Source organism: Acidovorax sp. BLS4, assembly GCF_032929295.1.
In the GTDB taxonomy this organism is placed as follows: domain Bacteria; phylum Pseudomonadota; class Gammaproteobacteria; order Burkholderiales; family Burkholderiaceae_C; genus Paracidovorax.
Map to the genome: position 1 here is coordinate 2,272,786 of NZ_CP136797.1, position 24,117 is coordinate 2,296,902.

23 protein-coding genes are annotated in these 24,117 nt (G+C 69.9%); 7 read left to right on the forward strand and 16 right to left on the reverse strand.

The features are described from left to right. Positions 1–5: 5 nt before the first annotated feature. The 7 genes from R1Z03_RS10560 to R1Z03_RS10590 form a co-directional block, all read right to left on the reverse strand. The gene (locus tag R1Z03_RS10560) at positions 6–1,208 is read right to left on the reverse strand and encodes a collagen-like protein (protein WP_317359419.1); all 1,203 of its coding nucleotides are present in this window, start codon (positions 1,206–1,208) and stop codon (positions 6–8) included. A 69-nt stretch (positions 1,209–1,277) separates the two neighbouring features. Next, positions 1,278–1,985: an IPTL-CTERM sorting domain-containing protein gene (locus R1Z03_RS10565; protein WP_284430112.1), complete on the reverse strand. Its 708-nt coding sequence runs from the start codon at positions 1,983–1,985 to the stop codon at positions 1,278–1,280. Positions 1,986–2,220: 235 nt separating this feature from the next. Beyond that, entirely contained in the window at positions 2,221–4,848 is a 2,628-nt protein-coding gene (locus tag R1Z03_RS10570; protein WP_317359422.1) for an FtsX-like permease family protein, read from the reverse strand. 21 nt (positions 4,849–4,869) lie between these two features. Next, positions 4,870–5,595 (reverse strand): ABC transporter ATP-binding protein, encoded by a 726-nt coding sequence (locus tag R1Z03_RS10575; RefSeq protein WP_317359425.1) that lies wholly within the window; start codon positions 5,593–5,595, stop codon positions 4,870–4,872. Further along, complete coding sequence (gene miaA, locus R1Z03_RS10580) at positions 5,592–6,584, reverse strand: tRNA (adenosine(37)-N6)-dimethylallyltransferase MiaA (RefSeq protein ID WP_317359427.1); 993 nt, start codon at positions 6,582–6,584, stop codon at positions 5,592–5,594. Before miaA ends, R1Z03_RS10575 begins: the two co-directional genes overlap by 4 nt. After that, positions 6,571–7,815 carry a multidrug effflux MFS transporter gene (locus tag R1Z03_RS10585; RefSeq protein WP_317359429.1) on the reverse strand — a complete coding sequence of 415 codons (1,245 nt, stop codon included), beginning with the start codon at positions 7,813–7,815 and terminating at the stop codon, positions 6,571–6,573. The genes miaA and R1Z03_RS10585 overlap by 14 nt, the downstream gene beginning before the upstream one ends. A 72-nt stretch (positions 7,816–7,887) precedes the next feature. Continuing rightward, positions 7,888–8,721 carry an alpha/beta fold hydrolase gene (locus tag R1Z03_RS10590; RefSeq protein WP_317359431.1) on the reverse strand — a complete coding sequence of 278 codons (834 nt, stop codon included), beginning with the start codon at positions 8,719–8,721 and terminating at the stop codon, positions 7,888–7,890. A gap of 445 nt (positions 8,722–9,166) precedes the next feature. Here R1Z03_RS10590 and R1Z03_RS10595 point away from each other — a divergent pair, with 445 nt between their 5' ends. Continuing rightward, on the forward strand, positions 9,167–10,333 hold the full coding sequence (locus R1Z03_RS10595; RefSeq protein WP_317359434.1) for a glycerophosphodiester phosphodiesterase: 1,167 nt from the start codon (positions 9,167–9,169) through the stop codon (positions 10,331–10,333). A 48-nt stretch (positions 10,334–10,381) separates the two neighbouring features. Here the strand turns inward: R1Z03_RS10595 and R1Z03_RS10600 are convergent, their stop codons facing one another. Further along, a complete protein-coding gene (locus R1Z03_RS10600) occupies positions 10,382–11,071 on the reverse strand; it encodes a hypothetical protein (protein ID WP_284430119.1) in 690 nt (229 codons plus the stop codon). Between the two features lie 34 nt (positions 11,072–11,105). Next, positions 11,106–13,100, reverse strand: a complete 1,995-nt coding sequence (gene mutL, locus R1Z03_RS10605; protein ID WP_317359437.1) for a DNA mismatch repair endonuclease MutL — start codon at positions 13,098–13,100, stop codon at positions 11,106–11,108. An 82-nt stretch (positions 13,101–13,182) separates the two neighbouring features. Between mutL and R1Z03_RS10610 the strand changes: the two genes are divergently transcribed. Continuing rightward, positions 13,183–13,827 (forward strand): DedA family protein, encoded by a 645-nt coding sequence (locus R1Z03_RS10610; protein WP_317359439.1) that lies wholly within the window; start codon positions 13,183–13,185, stop codon positions 13,825–13,827. Positions 13,828–13,881: 54 nt separating this feature from the next. Here R1Z03_RS10610 and R1Z03_RS10615 read toward each other — a convergent pair whose 3' ends face one another. The 5 genes from R1Z03_RS10615 to tsaE all read right to left on the reverse strand — a co-directional run bounded on the left by R1Z03_RS10615 (position 13,882) and on the right by tsaE (position 17,828). Next, entirely contained in the window at positions 13,882–14,859 is a 978-nt protein-coding gene (locus R1Z03_RS10615; RefSeq protein WP_284430121.1) for an alpha/beta fold hydrolase, read from the reverse strand. A 220-nt stretch (positions 14,860–15,079) separates the two neighbouring features. Next, complete coding sequence (locus tag R1Z03_RS10620) at positions 15,080–15,307, reverse strand: glycine zipper domain-containing protein (RefSeq protein WP_272551696.1); 228 nt, start codon at positions 15,305–15,307, stop codon at positions 15,080–15,082. Positions 15,308–15,486: 179 nt separating this feature from the next. Next, the gene (locus R1Z03_RS10625; protein ID WP_284430122.1) at positions 15,487–15,819 is read right to left on the reverse strand and encodes a cupin domain-containing protein; all 333 of its coding nucleotides are present in this window, start codon (positions 15,817–15,819) and stop codon (positions 15,487–15,489) included. A 48-nt stretch (positions 15,820–15,867) separates the two neighbouring features. After that, positions 15,868–17,316 (reverse strand): N-acetylmuramoyl-L-alanine amidase, encoded by a 1,449-nt coding sequence (locus R1Z03_RS10630; protein ID WP_284430123.1) that lies wholly within the window; start codon positions 17,314–17,316, stop codon positions 15,868–15,870. After that, positions 17,313–17,828, reverse strand: coding sequence for a tRNA (adenosine(37)-N6)-threonylcarbamoyltransferase complex ATPase subunit type 1 TsaE (gene tsaE, locus R1Z03_RS10635; RefSeq protein ID WP_284430124.1), 516 nt, complete (start codon positions 17,826–17,828; stop codon positions 17,313–17,315). Before tsaE ends, R1Z03_RS10630 begins: the two co-directional genes overlap by 4 nt. A 12-nt stretch (positions 17,829–17,840) precedes the next feature. Between tsaE and queG the strand changes: the two genes are divergently transcribed. The 3 genes from queG to R1Z03_RS10650 all read left to right on the forward strand — a co-directional run bounded on the left by queG (position 17,841) and on the right by R1Z03_RS10650 (position 20,123). Further along, positions 17,841–18,926, forward strand: coding sequence for a tRNA epoxyqueuosine(34) reductase QueG (gene queG / locus R1Z03_RS10640; RefSeq protein WP_317359447.1), 1,086 nt, complete (start codon positions 17,841–17,843; stop codon positions 18,924–18,926). 97 nt (positions 18,927–19,023) lie between these two features. After that, positions 19,024–19,383: a CidA/LrgA family protein gene (locus R1Z03_RS10645; RefSeq protein ID WP_317359449.1), complete on the forward strand. Its 360-nt coding sequence runs from the start codon at positions 19,024–19,026 to the stop codon at positions 19,381–19,383. Further along, positions 19,380–20,123: an LrgB family protein gene (locus R1Z03_RS10650; RefSeq protein WP_317359451.1), complete on the forward strand. Its 744-nt coding sequence runs from the start codon at positions 19,380–19,382 to the stop codon at positions 20,121–20,123. The genes R1Z03_RS10645 and R1Z03_RS10650 overlap by 4 nt, the downstream gene beginning before the upstream one ends. A gap of 25 nt (positions 20,124–20,148) precedes the next feature. On the opposite strand, the gene R1Z03_RS10655 is transcribed toward R1Z03_RS10650, so the two are convergent. Further along, entirely contained in the window at positions 20,149–21,066 is a 918-nt protein-coding gene (locus R1Z03_RS10655) for an AEC family transporter (RefSeq protein ID WP_284430249.1), read from the reverse strand. 49 nt (positions 21,067–21,115) lie between these two features. Further along, positions 21,116–22,036 (reverse strand): LysR family transcriptional regulator, encoded by a 921-nt coding sequence (locus R1Z03_RS10660; RefSeq protein ID WP_317359454.1) that lies wholly within the window; start codon positions 22,034–22,036, stop codon positions 21,116–21,118. 187 nt (positions 22,037–22,223) lie between these two features. Between R1Z03_RS10660 and pyrB the strand changes: the two genes are divergently transcribed. Together pyrB and R1Z03_RS10670 are read left to right on the forward strand one after the other, a co-directional pair. Continuing rightward, entirely contained in the window at positions 22,224–23,261 is a 1,038-nt protein-coding gene (gene pyrB / locus R1Z03_RS10665; protein ID WP_317359457.1) for an aspartate carbamoyltransferase, read from the forward strand. 20 nt (positions 23,262–23,281) lie between these two features. Next, positions 23,282–24,004, forward strand: a complete 723-nt coding sequence (locus R1Z03_RS10670; RefSeq protein WP_317359460.1) for a sulfite exporter TauE/SafE family protein — start codon at positions 23,282–23,284, stop codon at positions 24,002–24,004. Positions 24,005–24,117 lie beyond the last annotated feature (113 nt).

Here is a 24,117-nt window from a genome sequence, read left to right on the forward strand (position 1 = left end):
AGCGTTCATTCGCAGTAAACCGTGGCCAACAACGTGCCTTCGATAGGGGAACCCCCATTCTGAAATCCACCGTTAGCGACAGCATTGGTCGTGCTGACTTGCAATGCCACGGTGTCCGTGCTGCTGTCCAGCGTCACGGCCGAGCTGCTGGTGCAGGTCGCTGCACGGGGGGTTGTTGCAACTGTGCAGGCTAGCGCTGTGGCCGTGCCTGTGCGAAACAGAGTCACGGTCATCTCCAATGGCGTGCCCGAGTTGTTGGTGTAATTGCGTACATAGAGAGACTTGGTTGTGCAAGTCTTGTACACCGGTGACGAGACATTGGCGTAGACGGTCGGATTGACCGTGCAACTACTGGCCGCTCCACCGTTACAGCCCGAAAAATCAAAACCAGCCCCCCCGATTCCTCCAATCCCCATGGGCAAAAACAGCGTCGTTGCTGTCGTGGAAGGCAAGGCGGCTGAGGTATTCCACATCAAGCCGCCTCCAACGCCTGTGGCACCGGTTGCTCCCGTCGCTCCGGTGGCACCAGTCGCTCCCGTGTCTCCAGTCGCGCCGGTGGCTCCCGTCGGCCCCGTAACGCCCTGGATGCCCTGAACCCCTTGATTGCCTTGAGCACCCTGAGGCCCGGTCGGCCCTGTCGTGCCCGTGGGACCCGTCGCACCGGTCACGCCCGTGGCGCCCGTGACACCGGTCGGACCTGTCGCACCGGTCACGCCCGTTGCGCCGGTCGTGCCCGTGGCCCCGGTCGTCCCTGTCGCGCCGGTGGCTCCCGTCACGCCGGTCACGCCCGTGGCCCCGGTGACCCCCGTGGAACCCGTGGCGCCCGTCGCACCCGCGCCGGTGGCACCCGTCACCCCTGTGGCTCCCACCGGCCCCGTCGCGCCGGTAGGGCCAGTGGCCCCCGTGGCTCCGGTGGCGCCCGTCGCGCCGGTGCCCACACCTGGGGCGCATTGCGTCAGCTGGCCCGTGGCGGCGTCGTAGCAAGTCAGGCTGGCGTTGGTCGGCGAGGCGGACAGGCCGGGCACATAGACCTCACCCGTGCCTTGCACGCGCAGGCGTTCCTGGCCGCCCTGGCCCTTGACCACGAATCCTCCGCCGGCAGGGGGCGTGACGGTGATGTCCGCGGCCAGCACACCGGCGGCATGCAGGGCCAGGACGGAACTCAGTGCGGGAACGACCCAGTAGCGGTGCGGGCGATTCTTGGACATGGGGAAACCCTCTCTTGTCTAGCAGTGTGTTGAATGTTTTTCTAGCGTTGGATCGGCTGGCGATGCCCGTCAGCCGATCCGGCGGGAAGGGGCCGCGATGTCGCGCCGCTTCCAGAACATGGCCATGCCGATCAGCAGCGACAGCAGCATCAGGCCGTACTCGCTGAGCGTCGGAATGGCTGCCACGGCGGTTGCGGCGCCGATCTGGACGGTGCCGGTCACAGTGGCGAAGTTGCGCACCACGGTGGCGTTGGGACCCAGGTTGACCACCGCCGTGCTGCCGCTGGACGACACGAGCTGCACGTTCTGCCCCGGCGCGCCCTGCACGGTGAGCGTGCCCAGCACGGTGATGTTCGTGCCGGCGGGCAGCACGAAGGTGCGGCCGGTGGTGCTGGAGATGGTCAGGTTCTGGAACACGAAGTTGCCGCTGATCTGGCTGGTGTTGCCGGGATCGCAGCCGTCGCGCAGCACCACGGTGTTGTTGCCGGTATTGATGTTGCCGCCGGAGATGAGATTGCCACCCACCGAAATGACGCCATTGCTGCCCGTGACATTGGAGCCCGAACTGAAGGTGGCGTCGGTGTCCACGGTCACCGTGCCGCCATTGAGGTTCAGCGTGCCTTGCATGTCGAGCGCGGAGCAGCCCAGATCCGTCTGGCCTCCCGCGGGAACGTCGAGCGACGAACCGGGCGGAAAGACCCATTGCGCGGCAGCGGGGCTGCACAGGACCAAAGCGGTCGCCAACCCAACCAGGAGCCGCCCGAGAGCTTGTTTCATACCGAATTCCTTGATTTGACCGGACAGGCTCGACGACCGGGTCACTCCTGCCCGGTCAGCCATGTCCGTGTGAGTCCGCATTGCGGTTTTCTAATTGACTATCGACGCCGCATCATCGCTAAATAAATACTGTCTTGCAAACAAAATTTAACGCCTGTGACGATGGTGCATCACTCGGGAAAACGCCCATGGCGAAGGCCAGATCACACACGTTCGTTGATGCAGGTCAGCCCGCCTACCAGTCTTCCTTCACGGCCAGCACCGCCTGCCGTCCCCCGGCCGCGCGCCCCGCCAGCCAGGCGGTCACCGTGCCGGTGGCCAGCACGGCCGCGCACAGGGCCAGCAACCGCAGCCATGGCACCCGCAGGTCCATGGTCCAGTGAAAGCTCTGGGGGTTGACGACGTGCACTAGCACCACTGACACGGCCAGGCCCAGCACGGTGCCCGCGACGGCGCCGATGGCGGTCCACGCGGCGCCTTCCCCGGCCACCACGGCCAGCACCTGCCGGCGCGTCAGGCCCAGGTGCGCGAGCAGCCCGAATTCCTTGCGCCGCGCCAGCACCTGGGCGCTGAAGCTGGCGGCCACGCCGAACAGGCCGATGCCGATCGCCACCGCCTGCAGCCAGTAGGTGACGGCAAAGCTGCGGTCGAAGATGCGCAGCGAGCGTTCGCGGATGCCCGCCGCCGACGCGAATTCCAGCGCGCCCCCCGTCGGGATCGCCGCGCCGCCCGCTGCCGCTGCGTCCGATGAGGCACTGGCCAGCCGCTCGATCGACTGGCGCAGCGCCGTCTCGTCCGCATCCGGTTGCGGCCACAGCGCCAGGTCGTTCGTGCGCGTGTCGCCGGTCAGGCGCACGAAGTCCGCACGGTCCAGCGTCACCGCGCCGAACTGGCGCACATAGTCGCGCCACACGCCTGCTATGAAAAAAGGAGCAACCTGCCGGGAGCTTTCTTGCGCCAGCGGCCGAAAAGACTGTGAAAGCGCCGGCCAGTCCATGCCGGGCTGCACGCCGTACAGGTCAAGCACGGCCTCGCTCACGTACACGCCGATGCGCCCCGGCGGCACGGGCAGCGGTGTGCCCACCAGCGGCAGCGCCTGGGCGGGGTCGCCTTCCAGCGGCCGGGCCAGCAGTGCGATGGCGGGGCGGGCGGGGTCCAGCAAGAGGCTGCTGGTGCGCAGGGCCTGCACGCGCGCCACGCCCGGCAGCCGGGCCACCGCGGTGTCGAACCCGGGGGGAAAGGCCGCGGCATCGTCCACCCCGGCGGTGGCTCCCGCCGTGCTGGCCAGGCGCAGGTAGAGCGGCGCGGGCAGCACCGCATCCAGCCACTGGCCGACCGATCCGCGAAAGCTGCTCACCATCACCGTGAGCGCCACGGCCAGGCTCAGGCTGGCCACCACGCCGCCCACCGCCACGGCGGCGGTGCCACGCGTGCGGCGGGCGCGCTCCAGCGCCAGCAAGGGCAGCAGGTGCCGCCCGGCCAGGGGGGCCAGCCCGCGCAGCAGCCCGCCCACGATCCACGGCAGCAGGGCAATGCCGCCCACCAGCAGCAGGCCCACCGAGGCATAGGCGGCCAGCGGAATGCCGAACACGGGTGGCGCGCCGGCCAGCAACGCGCCGCCCGCCATCAGCAGCAGCGCCAGCCCGCCGCGTTGCGATCCGCCCAGTGCCGCGCCCAGGCCCTTGAGCGTCTGCGCGGGCGGCAACTGCTGGGCCGCGCGGGCCGGCCACCAGCCGCCCACGAGCGCTGCGGCCAGGCCCAGCAGGCCATACAGCAGCGCGGCCGGCGCGCTCCATTGCAGGGCCGGCTGCACGCCGGCGAAGTAGCCGCCGCCCAGATCGCCGCCGAGCCAGCGCAGCGCCAGGGCCGCCAGTGCCGTGCCCAGCGCGATGCCCGCGGCACTGCCTGCCGCGCCCAGCGCCGCCGACTCGGCCAGCACCAGGGCCTGCCGCTGTCGGGGCGTGGCGCCCAGCACGGCCAGCAGGGCGAACTGCGGCGCGCGTTGCGCCACGCTCAGGGCCAGCACCGAGAACACGAGGAAGGCCCCGGTGAACAGCGCCACCAGTGCCAGCACGGTCAGGTTGACGCGGTAGGCGCGCGACAGGTTGCTGGTGCGCGCGGTGGCATCCCCGGGCTGCAGCACGGCCACACCGGCCGATGCGCCGGGCAGGGCCTGCAGCGCCTGGCGGAAGTCGTCGGCACTGGCGCCGGGGCGCAGCTGCACGTCGATGCGGCTCAGTTGCCCGCCGCGCTGGAACAGGTCCTGCGCCGCGCCGATGTCCATCACGGCCAGCGGCGCGCCGCCCGCAGCCACCGTGCCCGCCACGCGCACCGTGTGCACCTGCAGGCCCGTGCGCAGCTGCAGTGCCGGCACCACGGCATCGCCGCGCAGCCCCAGTGCCTGCAGGGCCGCGCCGTTCAGAAACACCGTGGCCGGCGCCAGCAGCGCCAGCCGGTCGGCGCCTTCGAAGGCCCTGGGCACCAGGGCGGGGGCCATCGCCGGCAGCAGCAACGCGTCGGCGCCCAGCACGCGCAAGGCCACCGCCGCGGACCCCGCCGTTCCGGGCAGGCTGGCCTGGGCGGACGTTTCCAGCACCGGCCCGGCGCGTGCCACCAGCGGGTGCGTGGCGACCGGGCCATACAGCGCGTCGGGCAGGCTGCCCTGCGTGGCGCGCAGTTCCAGGTCGGGCTGGCCGTTGATGCTGCGCACGGCCTGCGCGAACTCGGACAGGGCCGATGCATTGATCACATGCACCGCGAAGGCCAACGCCACGCCCAGCATGACGGCGGCCACGGCGGCTGCGGCGCGCCAGGGGTGGTGGCGCAGTTCCTGCCAGGAGAAGGTGCGCAGCAGGCGGAGCATGGGAATGGAGGCCGGTGCAAGTCAGGTCGTGGGCGGCACAACCGGACCGGGTTGGCCGGCGGAAGGTGCCATGCCACTGGCCGTGAGGCGCAGCCGCCGGTCCGCCCGGGCTGCGGCGGAGTCCGAATGGGTGACCAGGACCAGCGCGGCGCCGTGTTCGCGCGTCTGGGCCAGCAGCAGGTCCATCACGCGGGCGGCCGTGGCGGGGTCGAGGTTGCCCGTGGGCTCGTCGGCCAGCAGCAGGGCGGGGCGGTGCACGAGCGCGCGAGCGATGGCCACGCGCTGCAGTTGCCCGCCGCTCAGTTGTTGGGGCAAGCGATCGCCCAGGCCCTCCAGGCCCACGGCGGCCAGCATGTGCGCCACCCGTGCCGGATCGGTGCGGCCCAGCAGCATGAGCGGCAGCGCCACGTTCTGCGCCACGTCCAGGTGCGGCAGCACATGGAAGGCCTGGAACACGAAGCCCACGTGCGCGCGCCGCCAAAGGGCGCGCTGCGTGTCGTCCAGCGTGGACAGGTCGGTGCCGCCGTGCACGATGCGGCCCGTGTCCCAGGTATCGAGGCCCGCCAGGCAATTGAGCAGCGTGGACTTGCCCACACCCGATTCGCCCACGATGGCCACGAACTCGCCCGGGTGCACGGCCAGGTCCACCTGCGCGAACACGTCGGCCTCGCCGTAGCGCTTGCCCAGTTGTTCGACGCGCAGCACGGCGTTCGCGGAGCCGGCGGTACTGGGCGGTGCGGCGCTCATGCCGCGGCCTCGTCGGCCAGCCGCCGGTGCACGGCCTGCACCAGCCGTTCGGTGGCGCCGGGGGCATCGCAGGGGATGGCGTGGCGTGCCGGCATGCTGCGCAGCCAGGTCACCTGGCGCTTGGCAAGCTGGCGGGTGGCGGCCATGCCGCGTTCGCGCAGGCCTGCCACGTCGAGTGTGCCGGTGGCCGCCTCGGCATCCAGCACCTCCCAGGCCTGGCGGTAGCCCACGCAGCGCATGGAGGGCAGGTCGGGGTGCAGGTCGCCGCGCGCCCGAAGCCGGCGCACTTCATCGACGAAGCCCGCGTCCAGCATGGCGTCGAAGCGCTGGGCGATGCGCCCGTGCAGCCAGGCGCGGTCTTCGGGTTCCAGAGAGAAAAGGGCATCCACCGCCGTATTGGCGCCGTCTTCTGCTCCTTTTTTAATCGTATGAAAGCTCGACAGCGGCTGCCCTGCGATGCGCCACACCTCCAGCGCGCGCTGGATGCGCTGGCTGTCCGCCGGTGCCAGGCGCGCGGCGGTGATCGGGTCCACGCGGGCCAGTTCGGCGTGCATGCCGGGCCAGCCGATGGCGGCGGCCTGGGCCTCCAGTGCGGCACGCACGGCGGGGTCGGCGGGCGGCATGTCGTCGATGCCGTCCAGCAGGGCCTTGAAGTACAGCATGGTGCCACCCACCAGCAGCGGCAGCGCGCCGCGGGCGCGGATCTGCGCGATGAGGCGGCTCGCGTCGGCCACGAACTCGGCCGCGCTGTAGGCGTGCAACGGGTCGCGGATGTCGATCAGGTGGTGCGGCACCGCGGCCAGTTCGGCGGGCGTCGGCTTGGCCGTGCCGATGTCCATGCCGCGGTACACCAGCGCCGAATCGACGCTCACGATCTCCACCGGGCAATGCGGCGCCAGCGATGCGGCCAGCGCCAGTGCGCCCGCCGTCTTGCCCGAGGCGGTGGGGCCGGCCAGCGCGATGCAGGGCAGCGTCTCAGGCAGGCGCATGGGGCTCTCCGTGTCGTTGCACCAGCGTCCAGGCGGTCAGCGCCAGCGCGGCCGAGCAGGCCCACACGCCGTGCACCAGCGGCCACACGGTGCCGTCCAGCCGCGCGCCGACCCATCGGCCCACGGCGAAGGCCACCAGCATCATCATGAAGCCGTTCAGGGCCGAGGCCACGCCGGCCGCCTGCGGAAACGGGCCCACCGCACCGCTTTGCCCGCAGGGCTGGTGGATGCCATGCGCCACCATGAAAACGCACATCGGCAGCAGCAGTGCCAGCGGCGCATGCCAGCCGGCGAAGGCCGCCGCGGCCATCAGCGTGCCGCCGAGCAGGCTGACGGCGCCGGCCACCGCCACGGTGCGCCGCACGCCCAGGCGCGCGAGCAACTGCCGGCAGAGCACGGTGCCCACCAGGTAAGCCAGCGCAGTCGACAGCAGCACGGCGCCGTATTGGGGTCGCGACAGTCCCAGGGCCTCGATGAAGACGAACGACGATGCCGCCAGGAACGTGAACAGCCCGCCGTAGCTGGCCGTGGTCAGCAGCGAATAGGCCCAGAACGTGCGGTGCCGCAGCACCGTGGCCCAGGTGCGTGCCAGCGTGGCCGGCCGCAGGGCGTGCGGGTTGCGCCGCGCCAGCGTCTCGGGCAGGCCCAGGGCGACCACGGCCAGCGTGGCCGCGCCGTAGGCGGTGAGGGCCGAGAGCGCCCCGCGCCAGCCCAGCCACTCCGTCAGCAGCCCGCCCACCGGTGCGCACAGGCTGGCCGCGATGCCCAGCCCGGTGAGGGCCCGCGACATCGCCCGCGCGCCCAGCGCCGGCGTGTAGAGGTCGCGCACGATGGCGCGGGCACACATCACCACCGCGCCCATGGCCGCGCCCTGCGCCACGCGCCAGCCGATCAGCCATTGCATCGACGGGGCAAGCACGCTCAGGATGGATGCCAGGGTGTAGATGGAAAGACCCGCCAGCAGCACCGGCCGGCGGCCGAAGCGGTCCGACAGCGGCCCCCAGGCGAGTTGCGAGCATCCGAAGGCCAGCAGCAGCGCGCTGAGCGTGAGCTGGGCGGACGCCACGGGTGCGTCCAGGCTGCGCGTGAGCGAGGGCAGCGCAGGCAGGTAGAGATCGGTGGTGACGGGCTGCAGGCTCAGCAGCAGCGCGAGCACGGTGATGGCCAGACCCGGCGCGACGGCCACGGCCGGCGGCTCCTGGCCCGCCGCAGCGAAAGGGGGGACGGACATGCGGGCGAGCCTACCAGATGGGCGCCACCCGACCGGGAGCGCAGATGGCCGTCGCCGCGCACGCCGGCCGGATCAGTACACCTGGAACAGGTCCGCCAGCGCGGCGCGGTACTGCGGCTCGCCCACCGTGTTCGTGCTGTGGTGCGTGCCGCCTTCCACCAGCACGAAGCGCTTGGGCTCCTGGGCGGCGTCGTACAGCTTGCGGCCGAGCGTGGGCGGGATCAGGCTGTCGTCGCTGCCGTGCACCACCAGCAGCGGCGAGCCGATGTGCGCGACCTTGCGCGCCGACTCGAAGCGCTGCGTGATGAGGCCCGACACCGGCAGCCAACCCCATTTGAACGTGGCCACGACCTCGGGGATGTTGGTGAAGGTGCCTTCCACGATGGTGCCCTTCTCGTCGTTCACCATCGCCGCCAGGTCGATGGCGATGGCGCCGCCGAGCGAGTGGCCGAAGATGTAGCGCGGCTGGTCGGGCGCGCGCTGCGCGAGCCAGTTCCACGCGGCGCGGGCGTCCTCCAGGGCCGTGGTCTCCGACGGCAGGGCCGCGCTGCTGCGCCCGAAGCCGCGGTAGTCGACCGCCAGCACCGAGAACCCCATGCTCTGCATGCGCCGCATGCGGCCTGCCGATCCCGACACGTTCCAGCGCGCGCCGTGCAGGTACAGCAGCACGGGCGCATCGGCTTTGGCGGCCGGCAGCCACAGGCCGTGCAGCTTCTCGGACTTGCCGGTGGCTTGCGAGTCGAATGCGATCCAGACATCTTCCATGTCGTCGGTGGACTGGGCACCGCCCCAGGCACGGTCGCTGGGCTGGAAGATCCACTCGCGCTGCTTGGCGTCGAGGGTGGCGCAACCTGCCGTGACGGCCATGGCGAGGGCGATGGATGAAAGGAGGGGCCAGCGTTTCATGGGTAGGACTGAGTGCCGCGGTGTCGGGAAAGTTCTATGGCAGTGTTTCAGCGGGTATGCCGGCGTCTTGATTGCCTTGGTTGCTCACTTTTCAATAGCAAATCGGGAAATCCCCGGCTTTTCCGGCTTTTGCAAGAAACGCGCCCGTCGATGCGCTTTGTTACATCCGGATTGTGCTGGAGATATGGCCTGATTTCGGCGCCGCTGCCCAGGGCCGGAGCCCGGAAAAGCGCCGATTGACGCTGCAGCGCAGCATCGATAGGCCGTGACGGCCGGACGGGGTGGCCCGTAGGATGCGCACTCCGGGGGCAAAGGAGGGCAACAACGCACAACAACGGTGCGTTCGGCGCCGGGATACCGCTGCCGCGACAAAGTTCCCCGAGTCACCGTCCTGTCATGTGGCGCCTCCACAGTGGCGCACTTCAACGATCAACGAGGTAGAGCAATGCACCTGTCTGGTTTCAAAGGGGCCGCGCTGGCCCTGGCCGCCGCTGCCGCCCTGGCCGCCTGTGGCGGCAACGACGATGATTTCCCCACGCTGAACGGCGCCAAGCCCCTGGTGATCGGCCACCGCGGTGCCGCCGGCTACCTGCCGGACCACACGCTGGAAGGCTACAAGAAGGGCATCGAGCTGGGCGCGGACTTCATCGAGCCGGACCTCGTGGCCACCAAGGACGGTGTGCTGATCGCACGGCACGAGCCCAACATCACCGGCACCACCGACGTGTCGCAGCGCCCGGAATTCGCCAGCCGCAAGACCAAGAAGATGGTCGATGGCGTTCAGGAAGAAGGCTGGTTCGCCTCCGACTTCACCCTGGCGGAGATCAAGACCCTGCGCGCCATCCAGCCCCTGGCCGAGCGCGACCAGTCGTTCAACGGCAAGTACCAGATCCCGACGCTGGCCGAAGTGCTGGACCTCGCCCGGTCCGAAGGCACGCGCGTGGGCCGCACCGTGGGCGTGTACATCGAAACCAAGCACCCCACCTACCACGCCAACCTGAACCTCAAGCTCGAGGACCGGCTGCTCACCACGCTCTCGCAGTACGGCTACACCACCGCGGCGTCGCCCGTCATCCTGCAGTCGTTCGAAGTGTCCAACCTCAAGTACCTGCGCACCAAGACCCAGGTGCGCCTGGTGCAACTGGTGGATGCCAACGACATCAAGGCCGACGGCAGCATGGACCTGACCGCGCCCTACGACAAGCCCTATGACTTCGCCGTGGCCGGCGACCAGCGCACGTTTGCCAGCCTGCTGACCCCTGCGGGCTTGAAGGAGGTCAGGACGTATGCGGACGGCATCGGCCCCTGGAAGCCGTACCTGATCCCCTCGAAGCTGGTGGATGACAACAAGGACGGCCAGCCCGACGACCTGAACGGCGACGGCAAGATCGACGAGCGCGACCGCGTGATGATGCCCGCGACCTCCGTCGTGTCCGACGCGCACGCGGCCGGCCTCTTCGTGCATCCGTACACCTTCCGCAGCGAGGCGCGCCGCCTGGCTTCCGACTTCAAGGGCGACCCGAAGGCCGAATACCGCATGTTCTACCGCCTGGGCGTGGACGGCGTGTTCGCCGACTTCCCCGACCATGCCAAGGCGGCGCGGGACGACTGATCCCTCGGTCGACGGCCTGCCGGCGGCAGGCCACCGTTTCGGGGCGCGTCAGAAGCTGTGCTTGACGCCGATGCTCAGCAGGGTCCGGCCCTGCCGGCGCCCGACGACCCCGTCCAGTTGCCAGCCCGGTGTCCATTCCCACAGCGCGCCGGTCTGGAAGGTGGGCGGGCTGCCACGCTGTCCGAACGCCTCGATGTGCGCCGTGACCGCGCCCCAGGTGGATTCGACCGCGGCACCCCAGGTGGGCAGCCAGCGGTGGTCGGGCGTGTGCAGCGTGCCGGCATTGGCGTGCACGGCCCCCCAACTGGCGATGCAGGTGCCCAGCAGGTTGAGGGCCCGCGTGCTGCGCGGCTCCCGGTGGGTGTGCCACAGGCCCACGCTGCTGGCCGCATGGCAGCCTTGCTCGGGCGGCGGCGTCCACTGCCATTTGGCCACCACGCTTTGCACCGTGGCGCGGCCGTCCAGATCGCGCGCCAGCAGGGCGCCCAGTTCCAGACCCGGCAGCGCCACCGGGGCATAGGCCGGCGCCACGTAGAAGGCGCCGCGGTCGCGGTGCACGCCCTCCCACCACACTTCCACGTGCCCTTCGCCGGGGGCATTCACGCCGGCGTCGTCCACCGTGAGGGGCCGCCCCGCGTGGGCCGGTAGCGTGACGGCGGCGATGGCCGCCAGGGCCGCCACGCCATAGCCCTGGCAGGCGGAGCGAAGGTGATGGGGGTGGTGGCGGCGCAGTGGCATGGGTGGGATCCGTATGGCCTGCGGCGCCCGGGGATCAGCGTCCGCGCAGGAAGAGGGCGTCCAGCTCGCGCATGGACAGTTGCCGCCAGGTGGGGCGGCCGTGATTGCACTGGTCGGATCGGTCGGTGACTTCCATCTGGCGCAGCAGGGCGTTCATTTCATCGAGGGTGAGCCGGCGGTTGGCGCGCACCGCGCCGTGGCAGGCCATCGTACCCAGAATTTCATTGCGGGCGCGCTGCACCACGGTGCTGGCGTCGTGTGCTGACAACTCCGCGAGCACGCTGCGTGCCAGTTCCACCGCATTGCCCTGGGCCAGCGAGGTGGGCACGGCGCGCACGGCCAGCGTCTTCGGGGAGAAGGGGGCGATCTCCAGCCCCAGCATCGACAGCGTGTCGGCCTGGGCTTCGGCCGTGGCCACTTCCTGCGGCGTGGCGGCGAAGGTCGCGGGGATCAGCAGCGGCTGGCTGGCGATGCGTTCGGTGCCGTCCACCTGCGCCTTGAGCCGCTCGTACACGATGCGTTCGTGCGCGGCGTGCATGTCCACGATCACCAGGCCGTGGGCGTTTTCCGCCAGGATGTAGACGCCCTGGATCTGCGCCACGGCCCGGCCCAGGGGCCAGGCCGGCGCGTTGTCGTCCGGCGCGGGCGGCGCAGGCGTCACGTCGGCCGCTGAAGGGGGAATGGTCTGCAGAGAGGGGGGCGGAGTCCAGGCAACGGTGCCGGCCGCCGCGGCGCCGGCTGCGCCGGGATGGCCCCATTCGGCGCGCGGCTCCTGCACGCTGGCCGGGAAGGCGCCGTCTTGTGCGCCGACGCCGGGCCCCTTCGGCGATCCCCACAGCGCCTGCAGGTCGGTCACCCGGTGGCCGACCACGGGCTCATCGAACCGGATCGCCGCCTGCGCCTTCCAGCCGGGCGCCATCCCGGGAGCGGGCGCCTGCGCGGCCGCCCCTGGCGCCGTCTCGGTGGCACCGCTCGCGGCGAGTGCCTGGGCACGGGGCACGGCCAGGGCGTTCTCCACCGCATGGCGCACGGCCTGGTGAACCTCGCGGCTGTCTCGGAAGCGCACCTCGATCTTGGTGGGGTGCACGTTCACATCCACCCGCAGCGGGTCGATGGCCACGTACAGCGCATACACGGGCTGCTTCTGCCCGTGCAGCACGTCCTCGTAGGCGGCACGCGCGGCGTGCGTGAGCACCTTGTCGCGCACGAAGCGGCCGTTCACGTAGCAGAACTGCTGGTCGGCGCGCGAGCGGGCCGCATCCGGCAGGCCGGCGCGGCCGGTCACCGTGATGGCGCCGTGGCGGTGGCGCACGGCGACCGATTCCGCGAGGAAGTCGTCTCCCAGCACGTCGGCCAGCCGCCGGTCGAGCGCCTGCTGCAGCGCGCCATCGGACGCGTCGCCAGCGGCCAGGGTGGCGCGCCACTGCTCGACCAGCTTGCCTTCGTGCCAGATGGCGAAGCCCACATCGGGACGGGCGAGCGCGTGGCGGCGCACGGCCTCAATGCAGTGGGCCAGTTCGGTCGCGTCGGTCTTGAGGAATTTGCGCCGCGCTGGCGTGGCGAAGAACAGTTCCTTCACTTCCACCGTCGTGCCCTGGCTGCGTGCGGCGGGCCGCAGCTCGCCGCTGCGCGCATCCAGCAGGAAAGCGCTGGCCTGCTCCGCGGTGCGCGACAGCAGGGCCATTTCCGACACCGAAGCGATGGCGGCGAGGGCCTCGCCGCGAAAGCCCATGGTGGCCACGGACTCGAGGTCGTGCAGATTGGTGATCTTGCTGGTGGCGTGGCGCCGCAGGGCGATCGGCAGTTCTTCCTGGGGGATGCCGCTGCCGTCGTCTTCCACCGAAATCAGCCGCACGCCGCCGGCCAGCAGGCGCACGGCGATCTGGGTGGCTCCGGAGTCGAGCGCGTTGTCCACCAGTTCGCGCACGGCCGAGGCGGGCCGTTCGACCACCTCGCCGGCCGCGATCTGGCTGATGAGTTCGTCGGGCAGGTCGCGGATCGGTCGGCGCAGGGTGGGCTCTGTGGTCATTGCCCGGCATTCTAGGCAGTGCGGTTAGAGTACGCGCCGCATTGGCAATCCCGCCATCCCACTTTCCTCAGAAGGTCCGCCCTTGGAAATCATCCAGTTCCTGATCGACTTCATCCTGCACGTGGACAAGCACCTGGCGGCCTTCGTCAGCGCCTACGGCCCGTGGGTGTATGCGTTGCTGTTCCTCATCGTCTTCGTCGAGACGGGTGTGGTGGTGATGCCGCTCCTGCCCGGCGATTCGCTGCTGTTCATCGTCGGTGCGCTGTGCGGTGCGGGGCTCATGAACTTTCCGCTGGCCTGCGCCGTGCTGATCGCGGCCGCCATCCTTGGGGACCAGTGCAACTACACCATCGGGCGCTATTTCGGGCCCAAGGTGTTCCAGTGGCCCGACTCGCGCTGGTTCAACCGGCGCGCGTTCCAGCAGGCGCACGACTTCTACGAACGCTACGGCGGCGTCACCATCGTGTTGGCGCGCTTCATGCCCTTCATCCGCACCTTCGCGCCCTTCGTGGCCGGCGTGGCCGAAATGGGCCGGGCGAAGTTCACGGCGTTCAACGTGGGCGGTGCGCTGCTGTGGGTGCTGGGCATCTGCACGGCGGGCTACTTCTTCGGCAATTTCCCTTGGGTGCAGGCCAATCTGGACAAGATCATCTGGGCGCTGATCCTGGTGCCGGGCCTGATCGCGCTCTACGGCGGCTGGCGCGCCGGCCGCCAGAAAACGGCCTGAGCGGGAGCCGGGTGCACTGCGTCCCGTCCTCCGGTCGCCCGAGCGAATGCGCTGTCAGCGCATCGTGCGGTCCAGCCACTGCAGCAGCTGGCGGGTGACGAACTCCGGGTTGTCCAGGTTCGAAATGTGCCCTGCCTCGGGGATGACCACGGCATCGCAGCCGATCACCTCGGCCATGGCGTGCATCTCGTGCGGCGGGCGGGGAATGTCCTCGTCGCCGCACATGAGCAGCGTGGCCTGGGGGCGGAGCGCAGCCAGCCGGTCCATCGCATCGGCGCGGCCGAAGATGATGCGGCCCAGCGGCACCACCGATTGGCGCAATCGATCGGGCGCCATCGCCGCCAGGCTGCGGCCGAACGCGGCGGGGCGGGGGCTCGAGGGATCGGTGCCGGGCCGAAAGAAGATCGGCACGATGGCATCCACCAGCGGCTGGGTGATCTGCCCGCCGGCCTCGATCGCATCGAGCAGGCCGAAGTAGCGCAGGCGCGTGGCCTCGGGCTCGGCCCCGAGGTAGGTGTCCATCATCACGAGGCTGCGAACCCGCTCCGGCGCCTTCAGCGCCAGCTCCGCTCCCCACATGCCGCCGACCGAGAGGCCGACCACGGCACATTCGCGGACATGCAGGGCGTCGAGCAGTTCCAGCATCTGCGCCGCCAGGCCTTTCAGGTCCTGCGTGTCGGCGGGCAGCGGCCCCGACGCGCCGTGGCCCCACAGGTCGGGGGCAATGACCCGGAAGTGGCGCGACAACGCCTGGATCTGGGGCGCCCACATCGAAGAATCCCACAGGTAGCTGTGCCCGAGCAGCACGACCGGGCCCTGGCCACGATCCTGGTAGTGCAGGTGGCAGCCTTGCGATGTGGTGAATCGCTTCTTGGCTGCAGCGCTCGCCACATCCGCTGTGCCGTTCGCCAGGGCACTGCCCGACGCGATGGCGGCGGGTATGGCCATCAGTTGCAGCGCGGCACGGCGGCGGTTCAGGGCAGGCTCGGGTGAAAGAGGGTCATTGGCTAGGGCCAGGGGCGACGGGCGCATGGAGTGATTCTGCAGAGTGGAACAGGCCAAGAATGTTAGCCGCACCCACGCGCTTTAAATGTACTAAACCGTATCGGTTAGTGGAGGGACGCTTTTATCGTTTTGCACCGGTGCTTGTGGGAGGCGCCGATTGGCATCCACGCAAAAACGCCCGCAGGGCACTGGGGCCCTGCAGGCGTTTTGTGATCGGAAGGATGGGAGTTAAACCATCCCCGTGAGATCAGCGGCGGCGTTGATCGCGGTCTTCACCGAGTTCGTGGCCGACCAGCGCGCCGGCACCGGCACCGATCACGGTCGCGGTGGTGCCACCGACGGCACTGCCCAACACGCCGCCGGCCACGGCGCCTACGCCGGTACCGATCTGTGCATTGGTGGGGTTGGAAGAGCAGCCGACGAGGCCGAGTGCGGCTGCGACAGCGGCGGCGGAAACGAGATGGCGGTAGTTCATGACTTGGCTCCTGGTATCTGTGAGGGCATGGGATCCGGACAGGGCAGCGATCCGTTCAAACCGCTGCATTTGCCTGTCCCAACCCATGCCTGCACTATCGCCCTGGCACCGCGCCTGCGGTGTAGGCAGGCGAGGCCGCCTGCTGTAGGAGGTGCCCCACCTGATCGCGGCCCTGCCGATCAGCCCGGGGCCAGGCAGATGGTCACGAGAAGCGAGGCATCGCTCACCGCGCGCAGCGAATGCGCAGCACGGGGCTGCAGGTGCACGAAGTCGCCCGGGCGCAGCAGGCGCGCCCCGCCGGCGGTGTGGAACTCCGCCTCGCCCTCCAGGCACTGCACGGTGATCTCGCCGGGCGTGTCGTGCTGGCGCAAATCCTTGCCGGCCGGCAGCACGACGCGGATCACTTCCAGCTGGGCGGCCTTGATGATGGCGGTGGTGGCGGCGCCCGCCAGCCGGTCGCCCAGCGGGCTCAGGCTGACGACTTCTCCGGAACGTGCGTGGTGCAGGGCCATGGGGTTCTCCTCGTGGTTTCAGGTCACGCTCGCAGGCCCGCCGAGCCGTCAGACGGACCGGCTGCGTGCCAGCGGCGGGTTTTTGGCGAAGTATCGCGTGATCCCTCGCATCAGCGCGTCGGCCAATTGCTGCTGGTAGGCGGCGGTGCGCAGCTTGGCCTCTTCCTCGGGGTTGCTGATGAAGGCGGTTTCCACGAGCACGCTCGGAATGTCCGGCGCCTTGAGCACGGCAAAGCCGGCCTGCTCCACGCGCGGCTTGTGCAGTTTGGCCATGCTGCCGATCTCGCCCAGCAGCACGCTGCCGAGCTTCAGGCTGTCGTTGATCTGCGCCGTGGTGCTCATGTCCAGCAGGGCGCTTTGCACGTGCCGGTCCTGCACGCGGACGTTCAGGCCGCCGATGAGGTCGGACTGGTTTTCCTTGTTGGCCAGCCAGCGCGCGGCCGAGCTGGAGGCGCCGCCCTGGCTCAGCGCGAACACGCTGGCGCCGCGCGCCGCGGGCGTGGTGAAGGCGTCGGCGTGGATGCTCACGAACAGGTCGGCCTGCACGCGCCGGGCCTTGTCCACCCGCACGCCCAGCGGCACGAAATAGTCGGCGTCGCGGGTCAGGAAGGCCCGCATCGGGTTGCCGCCGACCGTGGTGGCGTTGATGCGGTCGCGCAGCAGGTGCGCCACCTTGAGCACGATGTCCTTCTCGCGCGTGCCGCCGGGGCCGGTGGCGCCGGGGTCTTCGCCGCCATGGCCGGGGTCCAGCGCCACGATGATGAGCCGGTCGGTCGCCTTCGCGATGGCGGGCGCGGCCGGTGGCGGCGACGGCGCGTGCGGCGGGGTGGGGGCGGCAGCGGCCGCTGCCACGGCCGGTGGCGGCGCGGCGGGCGCGGCCGGGGCGGGCAGGCCCACCGGCGGCGGCGGCGCGCCGGGGCGCTGGATCTGCTGGGCGATCAGCTCACCCAGCGGATCGCCCGCCGTGCCGGGCTTGGCGGCGGCGACGTTGGGCAGGGGCGCGGTCGGCGGCACTTCGCGCAGGCGCTCGGCGATGAGGGCCTCCAGCGGGTCTTCGGGCTCGGCCGGGTACAGGTCGAACACCAGCCGGTGCTGGTAGGCCGCGATCGGCGGCAGCGTGAACACCTGGGGCAGGGCGGGCCGCTTGAGGTCCAGCACCAGCCGCACCACGTTGGGCGCGTTCTGGCCCACGCGGATGCCGGCGATGTTGGGGTCGTCCGCCTTCACCTTGGCGACCAGTTCGCGCAGTTCGGGGTTCAGGTCGATGCCTTCGATGTCCACCGCCAGGCGGGGCGGCGTGGTCACGAAAAATTGCTTGGCCACCAGCTGGCGGTCGGATTCGATGGTGACGCGGGAGTAGTCCTGCGCGGGCCAGACGCGCACGGCCAGAATGCTGGCACCGCGCGCGATCTGCTGCGTGCCCAGCAGCAGCACCAGCGTGCCCGCCTGGAGCAGCGACCGCCGCGTGGGTGGATGGGGAGGTGGCGCTTCGCTCATGCCTTCGATCCTTGTGCAAGGGTGCGGCCCGATGCGGTGCGGGCCTGCAGGGTGACGTGCCGCTCGCCATCATCCCCTGCTTCAATGTGTATAGCAAGGTCTTCAACGGGGATGAGCGCGGCGGCCTTTTCGGGCCATTCCGCGATCTTGAGTCCCGGCCCCGCGAAGATGTCGCGAAAGCCCGCGTCCTCCCACTCGCGCGGGTCGTTGAAGCGGTAGAAGTCGAAGTGCCAGATGGCCAGCCCCGGTGCCTCGTGCGGCTCCACCACGGCATAGGTCGGGCTCTTGATGCGGCCCTGCACGCCGAGCGCACGCAGCAGGTGGCGCACCAGCGTGGTCTTGCCGGCGCCCAGGTCGCCGTGCAAGGTGATGAAGGCGTTGGCGATCGGGGCTTGGGCGGCCAGCCGGGCGGCGAAGGCGGCGGTGTCTTCCTCGCTTTCCCAGCGCAGCGCGACGGGCGTGTCCGCGGGGGGGCTTTCTACAATCCGGGGGTGATGTTCAGCAGCAGTCAACTCGTTCCTCAAATGCAAGGCTGGGCCCGCGAATTGGGATTCTCCCAAATCGGCGTGGCCGGTGTGGATTTGTCGTCCGCAGAACCGGGGTTGATGCAGTGGCTGGCGCAAGGGTTCCATGGCGACATGCATTACATGCAAACCCACGGCCTGCGCCGCGCCCGGCCCGCCGAACTGGTGCCCGGCACCGTGAGCGTGATCACCGCGCGCATGGACTACCTGCCGCGCGACACGCCAGCCGGACCCGCGCACGGCGCGCCGGGCGCCGGCCCTGGCTGGCAGGCCGTGGAGTTCGCGCGGCTGGAGCGCCCCTCCGAAGGCATCGTGTCGGTGTACGCCCGGGGGCGCGACTATCACAAGGTGCTGCGCCAGCGGCTGCAGAAGCTGGCCGACCGCATCGGCGAGGCCGTGGGGCCGGTCGGGCACCGGGTGTTCACCGATTCGGCGCCCGTGCTGGAGGCGGAGCTGGCCAGCCGCAGCGGGCAGGGCTGGCGCGGCAAGCACACGCTGGTGCTCAACCGCGAGGCGGGCTCCATGTTCTTTCTGGGCGAGATCTATGTGGACATGCCGTTCGAGCCCAGCGCGCCCGTGACCGCGCATTGCGGCAGTTGCCAGGCGTGCATCGACGTGTGCCCCACGCAGGCCATCGTCGCGCCGCACCGGGTGGACGCCCGGCGTTGCATCTCTTACCTCACCATCGAACATGCGGGGCCGATTCCCGTCGAACTGCGCCGCCCGATGGGCAACCGCATCTACGGCTGCGACGATTGCCAGCTCATCTGCCCCTGGAACAAGTTCGCGCAGGTCAGCGGGCTGCCCGATTTCGACGCGCGGCCCGGCCTGGCCGGGCAGCAGCTCGCGCACCTGTTCGCCTGGGACGAGCTCACCTTCCTGCGCATGACGGAAGGCGGCCCCATCCGCCGCATCGGCCACGAACGGTGGCTGCGCAACGTGGCCGTGGCGCTGGGCAATGCGCTGCATGCCACGGGGGACGCCGGCATCGAGGCCGCGCTGCGGTCCCGCGCCGCCGACGCCAGCGCTCTGGTGCGGGAGCACGTGGCCTGGGGCTTGGAGCAAAAACGACCTCCAGCACAATAAGTACTAGGGCATAGTGCTATCAAATATATAGCGTTCGCCTGTGGCAAAACGCCCGGGTGCAGGCGGGCTGCGGCTGGCCGACAATACCGGCCTGCCCATGATCCAAGCCCTGTGCCTTCTCATCGCCTTCCAGTTGCTCGGAGAGGCCACGGTGCGCCTGACGGGCTGGCCGTTGCCGGGCGCCCTGGTCGGCATGCTCTGGCTGCTGGCCTGGCTCGCCTGGCGGCGGCGCGTGCCTGAAGCGCTGGCCACCACCGCGTCCACCCTGCTGCAGCACATGATGCTGCTGTTCATCCCCACCGTCACCGGCGTGATGGTGCACTTCGGCCGGGTGGCGGACGAGTGGAAGCCCTTCCTCATCGCCTGCATCGTCGGTGCGGCGGTGACGATGGCCGTGACGGCCCTCACCCTGCATTGGCTGCTGTCGCGCGGTCGGCGCGCGGGTCCGCCGGCATGAAGGATCCCACCACCGGCCTGGCCGCGCTGGGGGCGCTGGAGCGCTCTCCGCTGACCTGGCTCACGCTCACGCTGCTGGCCTACCTCGCAGCGCTGTGGCTGTACCGGCGCAGCGGCCACAACCCGTTCCTGCTGCCCGTGCTCACGGCCGTGGTGGGCATCGTGTGCGTGCTGCTGGCGCTCGGCGTGCCGTACCCGGTGTACTTCGAGGGCGTGCAGCTGATCCATTTCTTCATCGGCCCGGCCACGGTGGCGCTGGCAGTGCCGCTGTACGGGCAACTGGGCCGGATCCGGCAGATCTGGCGGCCGGTGGCGATCGCGCTGCTCGCCGGATCGGTGGCGGCCATCGGGTCGGCCGTGCTCGTGGCGTGGGCGCTGGGCGGGTCGATGCAGACGCTGATGTCGCTTGCGCCCAAGTCGGCCACCATTCCCATCGCGACCGCCGTGGCCGAGCGGCTGGGCGGCATCGCATCGCTGGCGGCGGTGGCCGTGGCGGTCACCGGGATTGCCGGCGCGGTGATGGCCGGCCCGCTGCTGCGCGCGCTGCGGCTCGATGGCGACCCGGTGGTGCGCGGCTTCGCCGTGGGACTGACGGCGCATGCCATCGGCACGGCGCGCGAGTTGCAGACCCACGCCACCGCCGGCTCGTTCGCCGCGCTGGCCATGGCGCTCAACGGCATCGCCACGGCGCTGCTCATGCCAGCGATGGCGGCGCTCCTGCACTGGGCCGGCGTGTGGTGATCGGCCCGTGGGCCGCATGGGTTTGTCAGCGCAGCACGGCGAGCGCGAAGGGCAGGCTGACCACCCCCAGCACGGTGGACAGCGTCACCAGCCCGGCCACGTAGGGCCCGTTGTAGCCCATGCGGGCCGCCAGCACGTAGCAGGTGGACGCGGTGGGCAGGGCGGAGAAGGCCATCAGCACCGTGGTCTGCACCCCGTCCAGCCGCAGCAGCCGCGCCATGCCGAACGCGATCACCGGCTGCACCAGGTGGCGGATCGCCAGCACCGATGCCGACAGCAGCTTTCCGCGCGTGAGCAGGCCGAACTGCATGCCCGCGCCGGCCGCCATGAGCCCGAGCGCGAGCGACGCCGCGCTGATGCGGCTCACCGTGGGCTCCATCCACACGGGAATGTGAAAGCCCAGCAGGTTGGCGGCCAGCCCCGATCCGGTGGCCACGATCAATGGATTGCGCAGCAGCTCCTTGAAAAAACCGTGCTGGCCCGCGCGCGCCATGGGCCACACCGCGGCCACGTTGAACAGCGGCACGCACACGCCGATCAGCACGGCGATGAGCAGCAGGCCCTGCGGGCCCGCCAGCCGTTCCGCCAGCGCCAGGCCCATGAAGGAATTGAAGCGGAACGCCACCTGGGCGCTGGCCGCGTGGTCGCGTGGGTCGATGCGGCCACGCAGGCCGGGCAGCCGCGGCAGGCTGTAGGCCAGCGCGATGCCGACCAGGCCCGTTGCCACGCCGGCACCGATCAGCCCCGAGGCCTCGCCGATCTGGATCGGGCTTTTGACGATGGACTGGAACAGCAGGATGGGAAAGAGCAGGTAGTACACCAGGCTTTCCACCGGCTGCCACACGGTGCGGTTGAGGGCCGTGTAGCGGCAGACCAGGTAACCGCACAGGATGAGGGCAAAGTCGGGAAGGAGGAGCTGCGCGTAATTCACGGCCCGCAGGATACCGCGCGGCCCGCCCCGGTGGCCCCCGAAGCCGGGCCCGGGTGACGCCTCAGGGACCGGGCCGCGCCGCGGCCCTGCCGCCCTCGACGATGGCCTCGATCACCTTCTGAAGCCCCCGGTTCATGGGCTTGTCGTGGCGGGTGATGAGGGCCTGGATGCGGTACAGGGGCGGGTCCAGCGGCCGCAGTTCGAGGTCTTCATGGCGGCGGCTGTGGCCCGACAGCGCCATGCGCGGCAGGATGCCGCAGCCCAGGCCCGCCGCCACCATCGCCTTGATGGCCTCCACGCTGTCGAACTCCATGACGGGCGCGGGCGTGGGCAGGGTGCCGCCAGCGCTCAGCCAGTCGTCCACGATTCCGCGCGTGCTGCTGCCGGTCTCGAACTTCACCAGCGGGTGCTGATTCATCATCTGCGCGGTGACCGCCCGCGGCCAGTGGCAGGTGCCTCGGCGGCAGATGGCCATGAGCTCGTCCTCCAGGATGGGGACCACGGCGACCGCACGCGAGACAATGGGCAGCGTCACGATGGCGGCATCGATCGAGTTGTCCTCGATGCGGCGCACGTAGTCCTCCGTGTTGCCCGTGCTCACGAGGATGCTCAGAGATGGAAAGCGCTTGCGCAGGTCCTGCAGGATGGGCGGCAGCAGGTACAGGCACGAGGTCAGGCCCGTGCCCAGCCGCACGCGCCCCGTCACCCCGGCCGAGTGGAAGGTGGCGGCGCTCACGGCATTGGCCACGGCGGCCGTCACATGCGGCACATGGGCCAGCAGATCCGCGCCAGCGGAGGTTGGGCCCACGCGGCGGCCCACGCGCTCGATGAGGCGCACCGACAGCCGGCGCTCCAGATTTCTCACCTGCAGGCTCACCGCGGGCTGGGTCACCCCCAGCCGTTGCGCCGCAGCAGAAAAACTCCCCAATTCCAGCACCAGCGCGAAGGTCCGTAATTGATCGAGATCCAAGGTACGTTCCATAGGCTTAGCTTATGTTTTGTATAAGACGGCAAATCTTCACTTATGGATTGAATGCCGTCAATATTCATCCCGTGCAAAAACTCCAGAGACTTGAATAAAAGCCGGGAGGGGAGGAGCAAGCTGCTATCGGTGCGCACTGGCGCACCGATAGCGCCTTGTATTTGTCGGCTGCAATGATTGATGGCGCATGGCCTCAAAAAACCTGATATCCATCGAAGACCTTTCGCGCAGCGAAATCGAGACGCTGTTTTCCGATGTCGACGACATTCGGCGGTTTCCCGGGGAATTTGGAAATGCGCTGGCCGGAAAAATCGTTTTCACCCTGTTTTGCCAGCCCAGTACGCGAACGCGGCTGAGTTTCGAATCCGCGGCCTACCGCCTCGGCGCGCGCGTGCTGAGCGTTTGCGACATGCACAGCACCCGCCAACCCCTGGGCGAGAGCCTGCTCGACACCACCCGCATGGCCGGCTACTACTCCGACGCGCTGGTCGCGCGGCACGCCGACCATGGCGTGATGGAGCAGATCAAGGGCACCCTCGACGTGCCGCTGATCAATGCCGGCGAAGGGCTCGCCCGGCACCCCACCCAGACGCTGATCGACCTGTACACCGCCCGCGAGCATTTCGACACCCTCGATGGTCTGCGCGTGGGGCTGGTGGGCGGCCTGCGCTACTCGCGTGCGGTGAAGTCGCTGCTGGTCGGCCTCGGGCAGTTCCGCGACGTCGAGCTGCATGCCGTCGATGCCGCCAGCGAAGCCGACGACGGCAGCCCTTTGCCGGCCGACATCGCCGCTGCGGCGCGCCGCCCCATCCATCTGCACGATTCGGTGCAGGCCATGCTGGGCCATGTCGATCTGCTGTACGTCGTGCGCGTGCAGCGCGAGATGTTCAGCGACGCCGCGCTGTACCAGCGCCAGCTGGACAAATGCCGTGTGCACCGCGCGCTGCTGGCCAAGGCGCCACCGTGGCTGGCGGTCATGCATTGCCTGCCTCGCACGGACGAGCTGGACACCGACGTGGACCCGACCCCGCAAAACAAGTATTTCCTGCAGGCCGCGTACGGCGTGCCGCTGCGCATGGCCGTGCTGCGGCGCTACATGACGCAGCCGCTGGGGGGAGGAAGCGGCGGCAACGGCGGTGGTGGCGCCAGGGGGCTGGCGGCGGATGCGCTGTCGCGCCGCGCGATCGACGTGCTCAGCAACGACGAGTTGTCCCTCGCATGGTGATGCTCTGCGCAATGGCCCTGATGGGGCTCGTTGTGGGTGGCGTGGCCGTGACGGTCGGAGGGGGCGTCACCATCGGCGTGCCGTTGCTGCTGCTGATGGGGCATTCCGCCGCCGCGGCCATCGCCACCGTGAAGTTCGCGCTCGTGGGCTCGTTCTTCACCGGCACGCTGGCCCACCGCCGTGGCGTGGCGGCCCCGGTGCGCATTCCCTGGGTGCTCTGGCCCCTGGCGGCAGCGGGCTCCGTGATGGGCTCGCTGATCGTCACCGGGGTCGATGACCGGGTGCTGCGAATCATCGTCGCCACCATGATGGCCGTGGTGTTGTGGATCACCTACCGGACGGATTTTTCCGCACGCGCCGCCACCTCGGCGCCAGCCGCGCGGCTGCCCCTGGCCGGCATCGCCACGGTGTTCGCGCTGTGCGTGTATTCGGGGTTTTTCGGCGCAGGCTTCGGCACCTTTCTCATCTTTGCGCTGATGCATTTTTTCGGCCTGTCGTTTTCCGACAGCGCTTCGGTCATGACGCGCCTCAACCTGCTCGTGGTGGGCTCGTCCGTGACGACCTTCATCACCCACGGTGCGGTCGATTTCCAGTGGGGCATTCCACTCTTCATCGGCTGCGCCCTGGGCGGTGTGATGGGCGCCTGGGTGGCCCGGGTGCTGTCGCCCGAGCGCATGAAAACCGTGTTCCTGGCAGGCACGATGCTGGTCGGCGTCAAGCTGATCTGGGACGCGATGGCGTGATGCCGTACCGTCCTCCGCATGGGGCCCGTCCAGCCCTTGCTTCTGATTTGCAAGGAGCAACGCCACCTCCTCAACGACGGCACTGAACCCTTCTCCTGCCAACGGGAACCGCA